Genomic DNA, 15,978 nt, shown 5'->3' with positions numbered 1-15,978 from the left:
GCGGGTGAGCATCAGCGCCCCCGCCGAGACGTCCCTGGCCCCGTTCATCGCCCGGCTGCCGAAGGCCGAGCTGCACGTCCACCACGTGGGGTCGGCCTCGCCGCGCATCGTCTCCGAGCTCGCCGAGCGGCACCCCGGCACCGTGCCGAGCGACCCCGAGGCGCTGCGCCGGTTCTTCGAGTTCCGCGACTTCGCCCACTTCGTCGAGGTCTACCTCGCCGTGGTCGACCTGGTCCGGACGCCCGAGGACATCCGCTACCTGACCCACGAGATCGGGCGGGAGATGGCGACCGGCCAGGGCCTGCGGTACGCCGAGCTCACGTGCACGCCGTACACCTCCGTGCGCCCGCACGAGGAGGGCAAGGGCATGCCGATCGAGGCCTACACCGAGGCCCTCGAGGACGCCCGGGTGGCCGTGGAGCGCGACTTCGGGCTCCTGCTGCGCTGGATCTACGACATCCCCGGCGAGGCCGGCGTCCCGTCGGCCGACGCCACCTTGGCGTACGCCCTCGAGCACCGGACCGACGCCCTGGTCGGGTTCGGGCTCGGCGGACCCGAGATCGGTGTCCCGCGTCCGCAGTTCCAGCCGCACTTCGACGCGGCGCGGGCCGCCGGCCTGCACAGCGTCCCCCACGCCGGCGAGACGACCGGCCCCGAGACGATCTGGCACGCGCTCGACCTGCTCGGCGCCGAGCGGATCGGCCACGGCACCTCGGCCGCCCAGGACCCGGCGCTGCTCGCCCACCTCGCCGAGCGCGGCATCCCGCTCGAGGTGTGCCCGTCGTCCAACATCGCGACCCGGGCGGTCGCGACGCTCGCCGAGCACCCGATCCGCGCGTTCCGCGACGCCGGCGTGGTCGTCACGGTCAACTCCGACGACCCGCCGATGTTCGGGACCACGCTGAACCGCGAGTACGAGGTGGCGGCCGAGCTGCTCGGGCTCGACGAGGCGGGTGTGGCGGAGCTGGCGCGGACGGCGGTGCGCGCGTCGTTCGCCGACGAGGCGGTCAAGGCCCGGGTCGTCGCCGAGATCGACGCGTACGCCGCGGCCGCGCGGACCGCGCCGGGTCCAGGAATGGAATAGGCCCCGCGAGCTCATACCAAGCGGGGCCGACACCTTTGTATCCCGCGCGGGGGCGCAGGCCCGGGATTGACGCGCGTGTCGCGCCGATCGGTCGCCGACGCTGGCGAGGGCGACATAAGGTGACGCCATGTCCAGTGCGCCGATCCGAGTCGCGATCGTCAACGACTACGAGATCGTGGTCGCCGGGGTCGCCGCCATGCTCGCCCCCCACCACGACCGCGTCGTCGTCGTCGAGCTCGACTCGGGGGTGCCCGTCCTCAGCGACGTGGACGTCATCCTCTACGACACCTTCGGCCAGGTGCAGGGCGACGCGGTCGACCTCGAGGATCTGGTGCGCGGCAACTCGGTGCCGGTGGCGATCTTCAGCTGGAACCTGCAGGAGGACCTGGTGGAGCGGGCGATCAGCCATGGTGCCGCCGGCTACGTCTCCAAGGCGCTGAGCGCCGGCGCCGTGGTCGACGCGATCGAGGCGATCCATCGCGGCGAGACGGTCGCGCCGCCTCCGTCCGCCGAGACCGACGACCGCGACGTGTCGGGGGAGTGGCCCGGGCGAGAGGCCGGCCTGACCGCCCGCGAGGCCGAGGTGCTGGCGCTGATCACCCAGGGCCTGAGCAACCAGGAGATCGCCGACCAGACCTACCTCTCGATCAACTCCGTGAAGACCTACATCCGCACGGCGTACCGCAAGATAGACGTCACCCGGCGCGCCCAGGCCGTGGCCTGGGGGATGACGCACGGCTTCGCGCCCGACCGGGTGCGCAGCGTGGCCTCCGACCGCTGAGCATGCCGGCGGCCCGGCCGGGTACCGGCCGACCATGGGAGATCGAGAGCACACCAAGCAGCCGGTGGAGGAGGAGCGGCCCGTCCCCGACGAGGCCGACCGGGAGCCGGAGGAGCAGCTGAGCCGTCCCGAGCAGGAGGACTTCGACCCGGCCGAGCGCGAGCAGTACCAGCGCCCGATCGCCGAGGAGGACCACCCCGAGGACCGCTGATACGAGGTCCAATGCCAGCGCCCCCGGCAGGACTCGAACCTGCGACCGGCGGATTAGAAGGCCGCTGCTCTATCCAGCTGAGCTACGGGGGCCGGGGCCCGATCGGCCCGGCGCAAGGATAGCGTCGGTCGGTCTCAGGCCGTCATACCCATCGCGGCCTAGGGGCCTCGACAGGCATGACGTCCCGGGGAACCGCCGCGACCTCAACGGCGCAGCGCGCCCATCCACTCCTCGACGTCCGTCGACGCACGCGGCAGGGCGGCGGAGAGGTTCCGCGAGCCGTCCGCGGTGACGAGGATGTCGTCCTCGATGCGGATGCCGATGCCGCGCAGCTCCTCGGGCACCAGGAGGTCGTCCTCCTGGAAGTACAGGCCCGGCTCGACCGTGAGGACCATGCCCTCGGCGAGGGTGCCCTCGGCGTACGCCTCGGGAGCGGCCTGGCCGCAGTCATGGACGTCGAGGCCGAGCATGTGGCTCGTGCCGTGCAGCGTCCAGCGCGCGTAGACCCGGCTCTCGGGGTCGAGCGCCTCCTCCGCGGACACCGGCAGCAGGCCCATGCCCTCGAGGCCGTGCGCGAGCACCTCCATGGCGGCGTGGTGGGTCGAGCGGAACGCGACCCCGGGGCGTACGGCGGCGATGCCGGCGTCCTGGGCGGCCAGGACGAGCTCGTAGAGCTCGCGCTGCAGGTCGGTGAACCGGCCGTCGACCGGCAGCGTGCGGGTGACGTCGGCGGTGTAGAGGGAGCGGTTCTCCACGCCCATGTCGAGCAGCACCAGCTCACCGGGGGTGATCGGCCCGGTGTTGTCGATCCAGTGCAGCGTGGTGGCGTGCGACCCGCCTCCGACGATGGAGTCATAGCCGATGTCGTTGCCCATCGCACGGGCCCGGCGGAAGAACGTGCCCTCGATCCAGCGCTCGCCGTAGCGGAGCACCTCGTCCCACTCGCGCACGGAGTCCTCGAACCCCAGCATGGTGATGTCGCAGGCCTCCTGGAGCTGCTCGACCTCCCAGTCGTCCTTGACCAGCCGCATCTCGGAGGCGACCCGGGCCAGCTCGGCGTCGCGGGCGTCGTCGGCGCTCACGAGGCCGTCGACCGCGGCCGAGACGCCCCGCAGCACCCGGGTCTTGCCGCTGCCGCCGAGGGCGCCGGGCAGGTCGTCGAGATGGCGGACCTCGAGGCCGAGCGAGTCCGACATCTCCTTCAGCGAGGGGCGGCGGCCGACCCAGAGCTCGCCGTACTGCCGGTCGCGGAAGAACTCGTCGGTGTCGCGGGCCGAGCGGGGCCGCGCGTAGAGCACGGACTCGCCGTCGGCGACCACGAGCACGGCGTCGCTGGTCTGGTTGCCGGAGAAGTAGGTGTGGGCGGTGTCGGCACGGAACCGGTAGTCGGTGTCGTAGGCGCGGACCTTGAACGTGCCGGCGGGCAGCACCAGCCGCTCGCCCGGGAACGCCTCGGCGAGCCGGGCGCGGCGGCGGGCCGCGTGGGCGGCGACGGGCTGGACCGGCAGGTCGAGCTCGCGGTCGCCCCATCCGGTGCGCATGAACGTGGCGTAGGCGGCCGGGACGGCGGGGTCGTGCGACTCGGTCTTCGGTGCCGTCGGCTGGGCAGCCGGCTGGGTGGACGGGTCGGTGCCCTCGGGCGGGGTCAGCTCGCTCACCCCGCCACTCTACGCCGCGGGCGCGCCACGACCCCGCCACGACAGCGGCCGCGCGGCCGCGCCCCGATAGGCTGCCGTCCATGCCTGGTGCCCGCCGCGACCGTGCGACCTCATCGGTCGCGTTCGCGGTCGTGGTGACCGTGCTGGTGTGCCTCGGGGCCCTAGGGATCCTCGCGATCCTGGCGCTCTCCGGTGCTCCGGGCTCGCTCGCGCTGGCGACGGTGCTCGCCGCGCTCCCGGTCGGTCCGCTCGTGGGCTGCTACCTCTGGCTGGACCGCTACGAGCCGGAGCCTCGGACCCTGCTCGCGGCGGGGCTGCTGTGGGGCTGCTTCGTGGCCACCGCGGCGGCGCTGCTCATCCAGGGCGTCGGCGGGTTCGTGGTCTCGTTCACCGACAACCAGGGCCTCGCGGTCGTCGCGCCGATCACGGAGGAGGCCAGCAAGGGGCTGTTCCTGCTGCTCCTGCTCTGGTGGCGCCTGGCCGAGCTCGACGGCGTGCTGGACGGGATCGTCTACGCCGGCATGGTCGGCATCGGCTTCGCGTTCACCGAGAACATCCTCTACCTGGCTGCGGCGTACAACGGCACCGACGGTGCCGGTCCCGGCGGGACCGAGGCGCTGACCGCGACGTTCGTGGTGCGCTGCCTGTTCAGCCCGTTCGCCCACCCGCTGTTCACCGCGTTCACCGGCATCGGGGTCGGGCTGGCGGTCAACGCCCGCAGCCACCCCGCCCGCATCCTGTGGCCACTGGGCGGGTACGCCTGTGCTGTGGTCGCTCACGCGGTGTGGAACACCTCGACGGTCTACGGCTTCGACAGCTTCGCGATCGCGTACGTCGTGCTGATGGCGCCCGCCTTCGTCGCGCTGGCGGGCCTCGCGGTGTGGGTGCGCAGCTCGGAGCGGCGGGTGCTCGTCGCGGCGCTCAGCGACGCGGCGCGCCGCGGCCTGGTGCCGGCCACCGACATCGGCTGGGTGGTCGATCTCGGGGCCCGCCGCCGCAGCCGCGCGTACGCTCGCCAGCTGGGCGGTCGCCCGGCCGAGCGGGTGATGCGCGAGTACCAGCAGGCGGCGATCGAGCTCGGGTTCCTCCACTACCGCTTCCTGCGCGGGACCCCGCCGCCGGACTACGCGGCGCGCGGTCAGCAGTTCCTCCAGCGCATCGCGGCCCTCCGGCCGTCGATCGCCTTCCCCGGACAGGTGGTACCCACCAGATGACTCTCTCCCGCGACGAGGGCGAGCACCCCGACCGGCTGGACACCCGGATGCTCACCGCCCTGGTGCAGCTGCGCGGTGCCCTGCAGGCCGCCCGGCTGCCGCTGGACGTGCCCGGGGTCGAGGAGCGTCGTCTGGCGCGGCAGCAGATGATCGACCAGCTCGAGGACTACGTCATCCCGCGGCAGATGTCCGTCGACGCGCCGCTCCTGGTCGTCGTCGGCGGCTCCACCGGCGCGGGCAAGTCCACGCTGGTCAACTCCCTCGTCGGACGCCGGGTCACCGCCTCCGGCCTGCTGCGGCCCACGACCCGGTCGCCCGTCCTCGTGCACCACCCCGACGACGCCCGCTGGTTCGGCCAGGACCGGCTGCTGCCCGACCTGGTCCGCACCGACCACGCGACCGACGACCCCCATGCCCTGCAGCTCGTCGCGTCCGACACCGTGCCCGAGGGGCTGGCCATCCTCGACGCCCCCGACGTGGACTCGGTCGAGGAGCACAACCGCACCATCGCGGCGCAGCTGCTCGCGGCAGCCGACCTGTGGCTGTTCGTGACCTCGGCCGCGCGCTACTCCGACCAGGTCCCGTGGGACTACCTCCGGCAGGCCGCGGAGCGCTCGACCTCCGTCGCGATCGTGCTCGACCGCACCCCGGCCGACGCCGTCCAGACGGTGGCGGCCCACCTCGCCCGGATGCTCGCCAGCCGCGGGCTGAAGGACTCGCCGCTGTTCACCGTCAACGAGGCGCCGATCTCCGAGGACGGGCTGCTCGACGCCGCCGAGGTCGCCGACATCCGCGGATGGCTGGCCTCGCTCGCCGGCGACGTCGACGCCCGCGGCCTGGTCGTGCGGCAGACCCTCGACGGGACCATCCGCACCCTGGGCCGGCAGACCTATCTGGTCGCCGACGCCGCCGCCGCGCAGCTCGAGGCGCTCGCCCAGCTGCGCTCACCCGTGGCGGCGGCGTACGACGACGCCACCGAGCGGCTCGTCGCCGAGTCCGGTGACGGCACGCTGCTGCGCGGCGAGGTGCTGGCGCGGTGGCAGGAGCTGATCGGCACCGGCGAGCTGCTGCGCACCCTCGACCAGCGGGTCGGCCGGCTGCGCGACCGGGTGGTCAGCGCCGTCAAGGGCACCCCGCAGCAGGCCGACCGGGTGCTGCTGGCCGTCGAGGCCGCCGCGGAGGCGCTGGTGGTCGACCACGCCGAGTCCGCCGCCGGACGGGTCCACGCCGCCTGGGAGGCGGTCGAGGGCGGTCCCGGCCTGCTCGAGGGACGCGACGACCTGCGGCGCGCCGGCCCGGACATTCGGCGCCGGGCCGAGTCCGAGGTCCGCGCCTGGCAGGAGGAGGTGCTCGGGCTGATCCGCTCCGAGGGCGGCGACAAGCGCACCAGTGCCCGCTTCCTCGCCTACGGGGTGCACGGGCTCGGGGTCGCGCTCATGGTCGTGACGTTCAGGCGCCGCAGCCCGGTGGCCGACGACCTGGGCCGCGTCCTGCTCGACGCGGTCTTCGGGACCGGTGCGGTGGACGCGATGGTCGAGCACGCCGGCGCCTCGCTCGAGCGGCGGCTGCGGATGCTCGCCGAGGCCGAGCGGGTCCGCTTCACCGCCGTACTCGACGAGCTGGACGTGCCGGCCGACGCGCCCGACCAGTTGCGTGCCGCGTCGCGGCGTGTCGACGACCGCAGGTTCGAGCAGGCCAGGTCGGCAGCCGAGCCCACGAGGTGAGCACCCGACCCCCTAGGGTGGGGGGTGCACTGTCCCACCGCTGGACCCGGCCGTTGGCGGGTCGAGGGAGAACATGACGTCCTTGCTCGAAGGGGCCAAGAAGCTGGTCACCCGTGGTACCGACATCGGCGCCCGCATCGAGGGCCTCGACGCGGCGACGTACGCGGCGCGGGGCCGTCTCGACGACTCCGTGGTCGACCACGCGCAGGCGGTCATCGACCGTGCGACCGGGAGACTGCGGCTCTCGGCGACGCACACGGTGGTCGCCATCGGTGGGGCGACGGGCTCCGGCAAGTCCTCGACGTTCAACGCCCTGACCGGCCTGGAGCTCTCCGCCGTCGGGGTGCGCCGCCCGACCACGTCGTGGGCGTCGGCCTGCGTGTGGGGCCGCGACGGCGCGGAGGAGCTGCTGGAGTGGCTCGGCATCCCGCCGCGGCACCAGACCACCCGCGACTCGATGCTCGACTCCGGTCGCCGGGGCGCCGACTCCGAGCTCGACGGGGTCGTGCTCCTCGACCTGCCCGACCACGACTCCACCGAGGTCGCCCACCACCTCGAGGTCGACCGCCTGGTCGGGCTGGCCGACCTGCTGGTGTGGGTGCTCGACCCGCAGAAGTACGCCGACGCCGCGATCCACGACCGCTACCTCGCGCCGTCCGCCGACCACCAGGACGTGATGCTGGTCGTGCTCAACCACATCGACACGGTGCCCGAGGAGCGGCGCCAGTCGATGCTCGACGACGTACGCCGCCTCCTCGACGCCGACGGGCTCGACCGGGTGCCCGTGCTGCCGGTCAGTGCGCGCCAGGGCATCGGGATCGCGGAGCTGCGGGCCGAGATCGCCCGCCGGGCCGCGGAGAAGCAGTCGACGCGGGCCCGGATCGACGCCGACGTGCGCGCCGCCGCGCTGCAGATGTCCGAGGCGGCCGGTGACGCACCGACCCGGGTGCTGTCCCCGGAGCGGGTCAGCGCCCTCGACGAGGCGTTCGCGGAGGCCGCCGGGGTGCCCACGATCGTGGACGCCGTCGAGCGGTCGACCCGGATGCGGATCGGCCGGGCCACCGCGTGGCCGGTGGTCGGCTGGCTGTCCGGGATCAAGCCCGACCCGTTGCGGCACCTCGATCTCGACCTCGGCGCGGACGGCCGCCAGCTCACCGGCAAGGGCCGGTCCTCGGCCCCCCAGGTCGCCCAGGTGCAGCGGGCCCGGGTCGACACGGAGGTGCGGACCCTGGCCGACGACGTCTCCAGCGGCCTGGCGACCCCGTGGGTCGAGGCCGTCCAGCGCGCCTCGGTGTCACGGCTCGACGAGCTGGGCGACCGGCTCGACGCCGCACTCGCCTCGGCCGCCATCGAGGCCGGCCGGCTGCCGTTCTGGGCCGGGCTCGTGCGCGTGGTCCAGTGGCTGCTCGTGCTCGCCAGCCTCGCCGGGCTGGTGTGGACCGGCGTGCTCGCCGGCTCCGGCAAGCTCCAGGACGCCGACACCCCGCAGGTCGCCGGCGTCGCGCTGGCGCTCGTGCTGCTGGTCGGTGGCATCGTCCTCGGGCTCGTGCTCGGGCTCGTCTGCCGGCTCCTGGTGGCCCGCACCGCCCGCGCACGGGCCGACGAGGCCGACCATCGGCTGCGCGGAGCGGTCGCCGAGGTCTCGCACGAGCTCGTGGTCGACCAGGTGGAGATCGAGCTCGCGGCGTACACCGCCGTACGCAACGGGCTCAGTCGCGCGCTGGCCTGACCCTCCAGACGGCGGGGCCGGGCCCGCCTCCCGTCCACAGCGGCCGTTCCGGCCGCGGTCTCCACAGCACCCGTCGCCGTACGTCGCCGCTGTCGGCGCGGCCGCCGAGCCTCGATCAGGGAAAGCCCCGACCGAGGCAAGGAGACCTCCATGAACGAATCGCTCATCACGCTGCAGGGCTGGCTCGGCAGCGACGTGACGCTCCGCCGCGCCGGCGACACCCCCGTGGCCAGCTTCCGGCTGGCCTGCACGCCGCGCCGGTTCAACCGCCGCACCGAGAACTGGTCCGACGGCACCACGCAGTGGTACACGGTCAACGTCTGGCGTCAGCTCGCCGAGAACTGCGCCGCCTCGCTGCGCCGGGGCGACCCGGTGGTCGTGCACGGGCGGCTCGAGGTCAGGTTGTGGGTCAACTCCGACAACGTCGAGGTCACCAGCTTCGAGATCGACGCCGCGCACCTCGGCCACGACCTGACCCGGGGCACCAGCACGTTCACGCGCAACCCGCCGCGCGAGCGCACCGCCGAGACCGTGGTCCCGGACGCTCCGGGGGAGGAGGTCGCCGCGTGAGCGCTCGCCACGGCCGGTCGAGGCCGCCGCCCCCGATCAGGTCTCATGACCGTTTGCCAACTAGGCTTCGTGATCATGGCGGAATATGTGTTCACCCTGCGCAACGTGCGCAAGGCCCACGGCGACAAGGTCGTCCTCGACAACGTGACCCTGTCCTTCCTGCACGGGGCGAAGATCGGCGTGGTCGGCCCCAACGGCGCCGGCAAGTCGTCGCTGCTGAAGATCATGGCGGGCCTCGACCACCCCAACAACGGCGACGCGATCATCGACCCCGACGCGACGGTGGGGATGCTCCAGCAGGAGCCCCCGCTGACCGAGGGCAAGACCGTCCTCGAGAACGTCGAGGAGGCCGTCGGCGAGCTCAAGGGCAAGATGGCGCGGCTCGACGAGCTGTACGCCGCGATGGGCGACCCGGACGCCGACCTCGACAAGCTCAACGAGGAGGCCGGCAACCTCCAGACCGAGCTGGACCACGCGAACGCCTGGGACCTCGACAGCCGGCTCGACCAGGCGATGGACGCGCTGCGCTGCCCGCCGCCCGAGGCGCTGGTCGACAACCTGTCCGGTGGCGAGCGCCGCCGGGTCGCGCTGTGCAAGCTGCTCCTCCAGCAGCCCGACCTGCTGCTGCTCGACGAGCCCACCAACCACCTCGACGCCGAGTCGGTGCAGTGGCTCGAGGGCCACCTCAAGAGCTACCCGGGCGCCGTCCTGGCCGTGACCCACGACCGGTACTTCCTCGACAACGTCGCCGAGTGGATCGCCGAGGTCGACCGCGGCCAGGTCCACGGCTACGAGGGCAACTACTCCACCTACCTGGAGACCAAGAAGGACCGGCTCAAGATCGAGGGCCAGAAGGACGCCAAGCGCGCCCGGATGCTCGAGAAGGAGCTGGAGTGGGTCCGCTCCAACCCCAAGGCCCGGCAGGCGAAGAGCAAGTCGCGTCTGGCCCGCTACGAGGAGATGGCGGCCGAGGCGGACCGCGCCCGCAAGATCGACACCTCCGAGATCAACATCCCCGCCGGTCCGCGGCTCGGTGACGTGGTGCTGGAGGCCAAGGGCCTGACCAAGGGCTTCGAGGGCCGCACGCTCATGCACGACCTCTCGTTCACGCTCCCGCGCGCCGGCATCGTCGGCGTGATCGGCCCCAACGGCGTCGGCAAGACCACGCTGTTCCGGATGATCACCGGCAACGAGGAGCCCGACGAGGGCGTGCTCACCGTCGGCCAGACCGTGAAGATCTCCTACGTCGACCAGAGCCGCGGCGGCATCGACCCCCAGAAGAACGTCTGGGAGGTCGTGTCCGACGGGCTGGACTTCATCAAGGTCGCGAACTTCGAGATGAACTCCCGCGCCTACGTGGCGTCGTTCGGGTTCAAGGGCCCCGACCAGCAGAAGAAGGCCGGCGTCCTCTCCGGCGGCGAGCGCAACCGCCTCAACCTCGCGCTCACCCTCAAGATGGGCGGCAACGTGCTGCTGCTCGACGAGCCGACCAACGACCTGGACGTCGAGACCCTGTCCTCGCTCGAGGACGCGATCCTCGACTTCCCGGGCTGCGCCGTGGTCACCTCCCACGACCGGTGGTTCCTCGACCGGGTCGCCACGCACATCCTCGCCTGGGAGGGCGACGACGAGGACGACGCGAAGTGGTTCTGGTTCGAGGGCAACTTCGCCTCCTACGAGGAGAACAAGATCGAGCGGCTCGGCCAGGAGGCCGCCCGCCCGCACCGCGTCACCCACCGGCGGCTCACGCGCGACTGAGCCACCTCGATGGTCGGGGCGCCCGGTGGTTGAGGTGCGAGCGCAGCGAGCCTCGAAGCCACCGAGAGCTACGCAGGGCGAGACCTACGCAGGGCGGTGACTCCGGTCGCCGCCCTGCGGCGTCTCGCCCTTGCTTCCCGCGGGCTGGGGTGCCCGCAGATCTACTGGGTCTCGACCCGCGGTCGCGGTCTCGCAAGCTCGACCGCGCGCTCGCTCGACCCGCTTCCGTTTGGTCGGCTGCCGCCGATCAAGGTCAGCGGATCTCCATGGCAGGGTGGGCGTCGATGAGGTGGTCGGAGACGGCGTTCATGACCCGGCCGACCGCGAGGAAGTCCTCGCGGCTGACCAGGTCGACGAGGTGGGCGCGCACGCCCTCCACGTGGACGGGGGCCATCCGCTCCAGCAGGTCGAAGCCCTTGTCGGTCATGATCGCGACGACCCCGCGGCCGTCGTCGGGGGAGCTCTTGCGCAGGACCAGGCCGGCGTGCTCCATCCGGGCGACGGTGTGGGTGACCCGGCTGCGGCTGTGCGCGAGGGCGTCGGCGAGGTGCGCCATCCGCATGCGCCGCTCCTCGGCCTCGGAGAGGCGCACCAGGATCTCGTACTCGACGAGCGAGAGGTCACACTGACGGCGCAGGTCGTCGTCGAGCCGGTCGAGCAGGAGCGTCATCCCCATCAGCAGGGCTCGCCAGGAGCGCTGCTCCTCGTCGTCCAGCCACCGCGTCTGGCCACCCCCGATGTCGCTCACACCGGCAGTGTAGGACGTCACCGTGAGGCCGGGGAGCGTCCTCGGCGGATCCGCGGTGTGACCTCCGTCGAGACGACGAACGCCCGGCCGCGAGGGTGGCCGGGCGTTCGAGGGTGGTGTGCGAGCGGATCGCGCGTCGTGCAGCAGGCTCCTACATCCGCTCGAGGATCAGCGCCATGCCCTGGCCGCCGCCCACGCACATCGTGATCAGGCCGGTGCTCTTGTCGTGCCAGTCCAGCGAGTTCAGCATCGTGTTCTGCAGCCGGGCACCCGTCATCCCGAAGGGGTGGCCCACCGCGATCGCGCCGCCGTTGATGTTGAGCCGGTCGAGGTCGATGCCGAGGTCCTGGTACGACGGCACCACCTGGGCCGCGAACGCCTCGTTGATCTCGACCAGGTCGATGTCGCCGATGCTCATCTTCGCGTTCGCCAGCGCACGGCGGGTCGCCTCGACCGGGCCGAGGCCCATGATCTCGGGCGACAGCCCGCTGACGCCGGTCGCCACGATGCGGGCCAGCGGCTTCGCGCCGAGCTCCGCGGCCTTGGTGTCGGACATGATCACCACCGCCGCAGCACCGTCGTTGAGCGCGCAGCAGTTGCCGGCGGTGACGACGCCGTCGGGCCGGAAGACCGGCTGGAGCTGGGAGATCGCCTCGTAGGTGACACCGGCCCGCGGGCCGTCGTCCTGGGTCACGACGGTGCCGTCGGGGGTGGTGACCGGGGTGATCTCGCGGGCCCAGAAGCCGTCGTTGATCGCCTTCTCGGCGAGGTTCTGCGAGCGCACGCCGAACTCGTCGAGCTCCCTGCGGTCCAGCTTGCGCAGCCGCGCGACGTTCTCGGCCGTCTGGCCCATCGCGATGTAGGCGTCGGGGAGCTCGCCGTCCTCGCGCGGGTCGTGCCAGTCGACGCCGCCCTGGGCGGTCTGCTCGGTGCGGGCCATCGCGTCGTTGTAGAGGGGGTTCTTGGTGTCCGGCCAGTGGTCGGAGGTCCCCTTGGCGAACCGGGAGACCGTCTCGACGCCGGCGGAGACGAAGATGTCGCCCTCGCCGGCCTTGATCGCGTGGAACGCCATCCGCGTCGTCTGCACCGAGGAGGCGCAGTAGCGGGTCACGGTGGCACCGGGGACGTCGTCCATGCCGTTGAGCACGTTCACGATCCGCGCCATGTTGTTGCCCGACTCACCGCCGGGCAGGCCGCAGCCGAGGTAGACGTCGTCGACCGTGTTGGGGTCGAGACCCTCGATCTTGTCGAGCGCGGTCTTGATGATCAGCGCGCTCAGGTCGTCGGGCCGCAGGTCCTTCAGCGAGCCCTTGTTGGCCCGTCCGATAGGGGAGCGGGCGGCGGAAACGATGACTGCCTCGGGCATGCGTGCTCCATCTGGTCGTGATCGGTGGCGATCGGGGGTGGGTCGAGGTGCCCGGCCAGATTAGACCGTGTTCTATCGCTCCGGACGAGACGCTCGTCACGCTTCCGACGGTGCCGGGGCCTCGCTCGACAGCTGCTCGCCGATGAGCTCGAGCGACCTGGCCAGGAACTCCGGGCGCTCGGCGGGGGAGCGCAGCAGTGCCGCGAGCAGGACGCCGTCGTACGACGCCACCAGGGTCTCGGCGCGATGACGGACGTCCGGCTTGCCCGTGGTCGCCATGATCCCCTCCACCAGCGTCACCAGGCGGGCCCGGTGGTCGGCGAGCAGCCGGGCCAGTTCGGGGTCCCTGGTCGCCGCCATGCTCAGCTCGAGCCGGGCGACCAGCAGCTCTCGCTGGTCGAGCCAGCGCAAGAACAGCGAGAGCGCCGCGTCCACGCTCTCCTGCTCGAACTCGCAGTCGAGACGCAGCTGCTCGGCGAGCCGGTCGACGTCGGAGAGCAGGGCGTCCGCGACGTACTCGGTGAGCGCGCCCTGGAGCGCCGACCGGGTCCGCAGGTAGGCCGAGCAGGTGCCCTCGGGCAGCCCTGCGCGCCGGTCCACCGCACGGTGGGTCAGACCCCGCAACCCCTCGTCGGCGATCACGTGGAGGGCGGCCTCGAGCAGCTGGCGGCGGCGCGGACTTGCGGATGACATCTCGACCTCTCCTGCGATGTGCTGGGGGCCTGTGAGCCGGGACACTACCCCTCGAGTTGTTCGCCGCGGCCCCCGGCGGTACGTTCTACATAAGTAGAATCTACGCCTGTAGAAGGGTCACGGCCATGCTCTCGTACACGTTCCTCGCCCCCGTCGCGATGGCGTTCGTCGTCTTCGGGGTCCTCGCGTCCCTGCTCGCCATCGGCGTGCTGGTCGAGTTCTTCGTCAGCAACCGTCGCGACCGCCTCGCCCACCACGAGTCGGTGCGCACGCACTACCGCCGCATGGTGCTCACGCACTGATCCCACCCCGGCGTCCCACGGGCGTGCCCGCGTGCCCGCACGGGCGCTGACGTCTGGCAGCATCGACGCCGTGCGGCACACCTACCGGTGCCCCCTGCGCTGGGCCGACCTGGACCTGCTGGGGCACGTCAACAACGTCGTCTACGTGGACTACCTGCAAGAGGCCCGCGTGGACATGCTCCGCACCCACGGGCCAGCCGCGGTCACCGGCGAGCTGGCCGAGGGCGTCGTGGTGGTGCGGCACGAGGTCAGCTACCTCGCCCCGCTCGCCTTCGGGTTCGAGCCGGTGACCATCGAGTCCTGGATCACCGAGATCCGCGCCGCGACCTTCACGATCGCCTACGAGATCTTCCACGAGCAGCCCGACGGGGAGCGCCGCGTCTACGTGCGCGCCAAGACCGTGCTCACGCCGTACGTCTTCGCCAGCGAGCGCCCGCGCCGCCTCACGCAGGCCGAGCGCGAGACCCTCGCGGTCTTCCTCGAGCCCGACGACCGGGCCCCACAGGCCCCGCTCGCCACGACCCGGCCCGACGTCGCGGTGCACGCACCGGTCCAGGTCCGCTTCTCCGACGTCGACGCCTACGGCCACGTCAACAACGTGAAGTACTTCGAGTACCTCCAGGAGGCGCGGATCCTGTTGACCGCCGACCTGTGGCAGGGGCTCGACCCGATCTCGCTGGTGGTCGCGCAGACGGACGTCGACTATCGCGTGCCGATCCTGTTCCGGCCCGAGCCGTACGACGCGTGGTCGTGGGCATCGCGGGTCGGGCAGCGTTCGGCGACCATCGAGTCGCTGATCCTCGACGGGGAGACCGTGCTGGCCCGGGCGCGCGTGGCGATCGTGTTCTTCGACCCGCGCACCGAGCGCTCGGTGGTGCCCCCGGAGGCCTACCTCGACGGGCTCCGCTCGCTGCTGGTCTCCTGAGGTCTCGGCGCGTTCAGGCGCAGGCGCTTGAGGCCCCGGTGCCGCGCCACGCGGACGGCCACGGCGGAGATGCCGAGGGCGCGGGCCGTCGTCTCCACATCCAGACCCACGACGTCGAGGCAGCCGACCACGTCGCGTTCGCGGGGCGGCAGCATCGCGAGGGCGCGGACCACCCAGTCCTGCGCGGCGTACGACGGCTCCGGCCCGGGGACGACGCCCGGCTCGCCGAGCTCGTGCGGGTCGGTCGCGTAGGTGCTGCGGCGGAGGCTGCGGCGGTGGGTGTTGCCGCCGAGGTTGCGGGCCACGCCGAACAGCCAGCCCGCGAAGTCCGAGGAGGTCCCCGCGAAGGAGTGGATGCGCTCAGCCGCGACCAGCCAGGTCTCGGCCGCGAGGTCCTCGGCGGTGACCGCGCTGTCCCCGCTGGGACGGGTGCTCAACCAGACGAGGAGCCGGCCGGCGTGCGCCCGGTAGAGGGCGCGCCAAGCCTCGGCGTCACCGCGCTTCGCGGCCGCCACCACCTCGTCGTCGTTGCTCACCTGGGTTGTCTGCCACCTGCTCCGGCGCCGGGGCGGTCCCCGGCGTCTTGGTCTGCGACGTCCGCGTGCCCCGAGGCCCGCGGTGAGGGGTGCTGGGAGGCGTGCTCGTTCGGGTGGTCGCCCGCGTGCTCGTCGGGGCCCTGGCTCTTGCCCGGGCCGGTGTCGCCCTGTTGCTGGTCGTTGTCGCCCTGGCCCTGGTCGTCGTGGTTGCCCTCGCCGGCGTCACCGTCGTCGCCCGCGCCGGAGGAGCCCTGCGGGTCGCTGCCGTCGCCCGAGGTCGCTCCGGGGCCGCCGGCTGCCGGGGTGCCGGTCGCCGACGCGTCCGGTGAGCCGGTGGCCCCGGTCGGCGACGGGTCGGGTGTGGTCGTGGGGAGCGGCGCGGGGTCGGGCGGCGTGGACGCCGGCGCCGGGTCCGTGGGCGCCTCGGTGTCTCCCAGGCCGCCGATCCAGGCGGCGCCGACCAGCACCGCCGCGACACTCGCCGCGGCCAGGCCCACGCGCCAGGTCACGCGCGGTGCCGCTGCGCCGGCCGGTGCGGGGGCACCGGCCGCGGCGAGCGAGCTGAGGCGCGCGAGCAGGGCGTCGTCCGGCTCCAGCGTGGGAGCCGGGGTGCGCAGCGGGGCGCCGGGAGAAGGGTGGTCGGCCATGAGATCTCCTCCCAGGGTAGGCGGTCCCGACG

General features: G+C 72.7%; 16 protein-coding genes and 1 tRNA gene. 10 read left to right on the top strand and 7 right to left on the bottom strand.

The window, feature by feature from the left end:
- Positions 1-4: 4 nt before the first annotated feature.
- The 3 genes from QQZ14_RS10355 to QQZ14_RS10345 all read left to right on the top strand — a co-directional run bounded on the left by QQZ14_RS10355 (position 5) and on the right by QQZ14_RS10345 (position 2,076).
- On the top strand, positions 5-1,084 hold the full coding sequence (locus QQZ14_RS10355; RefSeq protein WP_284534192.1) for an adenosine deaminase: 1,080 nt from the start codon (positions 5-7) through the stop codon (positions 1,082-1,084).
- 127 nt (positions 1,085-1,211) lie between these two features.
- Complete coding sequence (locus QQZ14_RS10350; RefSeq protein WP_284534191.1) at positions 1,212-1,865, top strand: response regulator transcription factor; 654 nt, start codon at positions 1,212-1,214, stop codon at positions 1,863-1,865.
- A 34-nt stretch (positions 1,866-1,899) separates the two neighbouring features.
- A complete protein-coding gene (locus QQZ14_RS10345) occupies positions 1,900-2,076 on the top strand; it encodes a hypothetical protein (RefSeq protein ID WP_284534190.1) in 177 nt (58 codons plus the stop codon).
- Between the two features lie 18 nt (positions 2,077-2,094).
- Here the strand turns inward: QQZ14_RS10345 and QQZ14_RS10340 are convergent.
- Positions 2,095-2,168, bottom strand: a tRNA-Arg gene (locus tag QQZ14_RS10340).
- 111 nt (positions 2,169-2,279) lie between these two features.
- Entirely contained in the window at positions 2,280-3,734 is a 1,455-nt protein-coding gene (locus QQZ14_RS10335; RefSeq protein ID WP_284534189.1) for an aminopeptidase P family protein, read from the bottom strand.
- An 80-nt stretch (positions 3,735-3,814) separates the two neighbouring features.
- Between QQZ14_RS10335 and QQZ14_RS10330 the strand changes: the two genes are divergently transcribed.
- The 5 genes from QQZ14_RS10330 (at position 3,815) to ettA (ending at position 10,729) form a co-directional block, all read left to right on the top strand.
- Complete coding sequence (locus tag QQZ14_RS10330; protein WP_284534188.1) at positions 3,815-4,948, top strand: PrsW family intramembrane metalloprotease; 1,134 nt, start codon at positions 3,815-3,817, stop codon at positions 4,946-4,948.
- Complete coding sequence (locus tag QQZ14_RS10325) at positions 4,945-6,672, top strand: dynamin family protein (RefSeq protein WP_284534187.1); 1,728 nt, start codon at positions 4,945-4,947, stop codon at positions 6,670-6,672. The genes QQZ14_RS10330 and QQZ14_RS10325 overlap by 4 nt, the downstream gene beginning before the upstream one ends.
- A 73-nt stretch (positions 6,673-6,745) precedes the next feature.
- Positions 6,746-8,401, top strand: a complete 1,656-nt coding sequence (locus QQZ14_RS10320) for a GTPase (RefSeq protein ID WP_284534186.1) — start codon at positions 6,746-6,748, stop codon at positions 8,399-8,401.
- A gap of 150 nt (positions 8,402-8,551) precedes the next feature.
- Positions 8,552-8,971: a single-stranded DNA-binding protein gene (locus QQZ14_RS10315; RefSeq protein ID WP_284534185.1), complete on the top strand. Its 420-nt coding sequence runs from the start codon at positions 8,552-8,554 to the stop codon at positions 8,969-8,971.
- Between the two features lie 75 nt (positions 8,972-9,046).
- The gene (ettA, locus tag QQZ14_RS10310) at positions 9,047-10,729 is read left to right on the top strand and encodes an energy-dependent translational throttle protein EttA (protein WP_284534184.1); all 1,683 of its coding nucleotides are present in this window, start codon (positions 9,047-9,049) and stop codon (positions 10,727-10,729) included.
- 253 nt (positions 10,730-10,982) lie between these two features.
- Here the strand turns inward: ettA and QQZ14_RS10305 are convergent, their stop codons facing one another.
- The 3 genes from QQZ14_RS10305 to QQZ14_RS10295 all read right to left on the bottom strand — a co-directional run bounded on the left by QQZ14_RS10305 (position 10,983) and on the right by QQZ14_RS10295 (position 13,536).
- Complete coding sequence (locus QQZ14_RS10305) at positions 10,983-11,477, bottom strand: MarR family winged helix-turn-helix transcriptional regulator (protein ID WP_284534183.1); 495 nt, start codon at positions 11,475-11,477, stop codon at positions 10,983-10,985.
- Positions 11,478-11,628: 151 nt separating this feature from the next.
- Positions 11,629-12,843: an acetyl-CoA C-acetyltransferase gene (locus tag QQZ14_RS10300; RefSeq protein WP_284534182.1), complete on the bottom strand. Its 1,215-nt coding sequence runs from the start codon at positions 12,841-12,843 to the stop codon at positions 11,629-11,631.
- Between the two features lie 96 nt (positions 12,844-12,939).
- On the bottom strand, positions 12,940-13,536 hold the full coding sequence (locus QQZ14_RS10295; RefSeq protein WP_284534181.1) for a TetR/AcrR family transcriptional regulator: 597 nt from the start codon (positions 13,534-13,536) through the stop codon (positions 12,940-12,942).
- Positions 13,537-13,661: 125 nt separating this feature from the next.
- Between QQZ14_RS10295 and QQZ14_RS10290 the strand changes: the two genes are divergently transcribed.
- Positions 13,662-13,838 carry a hypothetical protein gene (locus QQZ14_RS10290; RefSeq protein ID WP_284534179.1) on the top strand — a complete coding sequence of 59 codons (177 nt, stop codon included), beginning with the start codon at positions 13,662-13,664 and terminating at the stop codon, positions 13,836-13,838.
- Positions 13,839-13,908: 70 nt separating this feature from the next.
- A complete protein-coding gene (locus tag QQZ14_RS10285) occupies positions 13,909-14,763 on the top strand; it encodes an acyl-CoA thioesterase (RefSeq protein WP_284534176.1) in 855 nt (284 codons plus the stop codon).
- Here QQZ14_RS10285 and QQZ14_RS10280 read toward each other — a convergent pair.
- A complete protein-coding gene (locus QQZ14_RS10280) occupies positions 14,727-15,299 on the bottom strand; it encodes an RNA polymerase sigma factor (protein ID WP_284534175.1) in 573 nt (190 codons plus the stop codon). The two genes, QQZ14_RS10285 and QQZ14_RS10280, sit on opposite strands and share 37 nt — an antisense overlap.
- The gene (locus QQZ14_RS10275; RefSeq protein WP_284534174.1) at positions 15,296-15,946 is read right to left on the bottom strand and encodes a hypothetical protein; all 651 of its coding nucleotides are present in this window, start codon (positions 15,944-15,946) and stop codon (positions 15,296-15,298) included. The genes QQZ14_RS10280 and QQZ14_RS10275 overlap by 4 nt, the downstream gene beginning before the upstream one ends.
- Between the last annotated feature and the right edge of the window lie 32 nt (positions 15,947-15,978).

This window comes from Nocardioides sp. T2.26MG-1 (assembly GCF_950101795.1).
Taxonomy (GTDB): domain Bacteria; phylum Actinomycetota; class Actinomycetes; order Propionibacteriales; family Nocardioidaceae; genus Nocardioides.
Note: the sequence above shows the minus strand (reverse complement) of the source record. Positions and strands in the feature narration are given on the sequence as shown.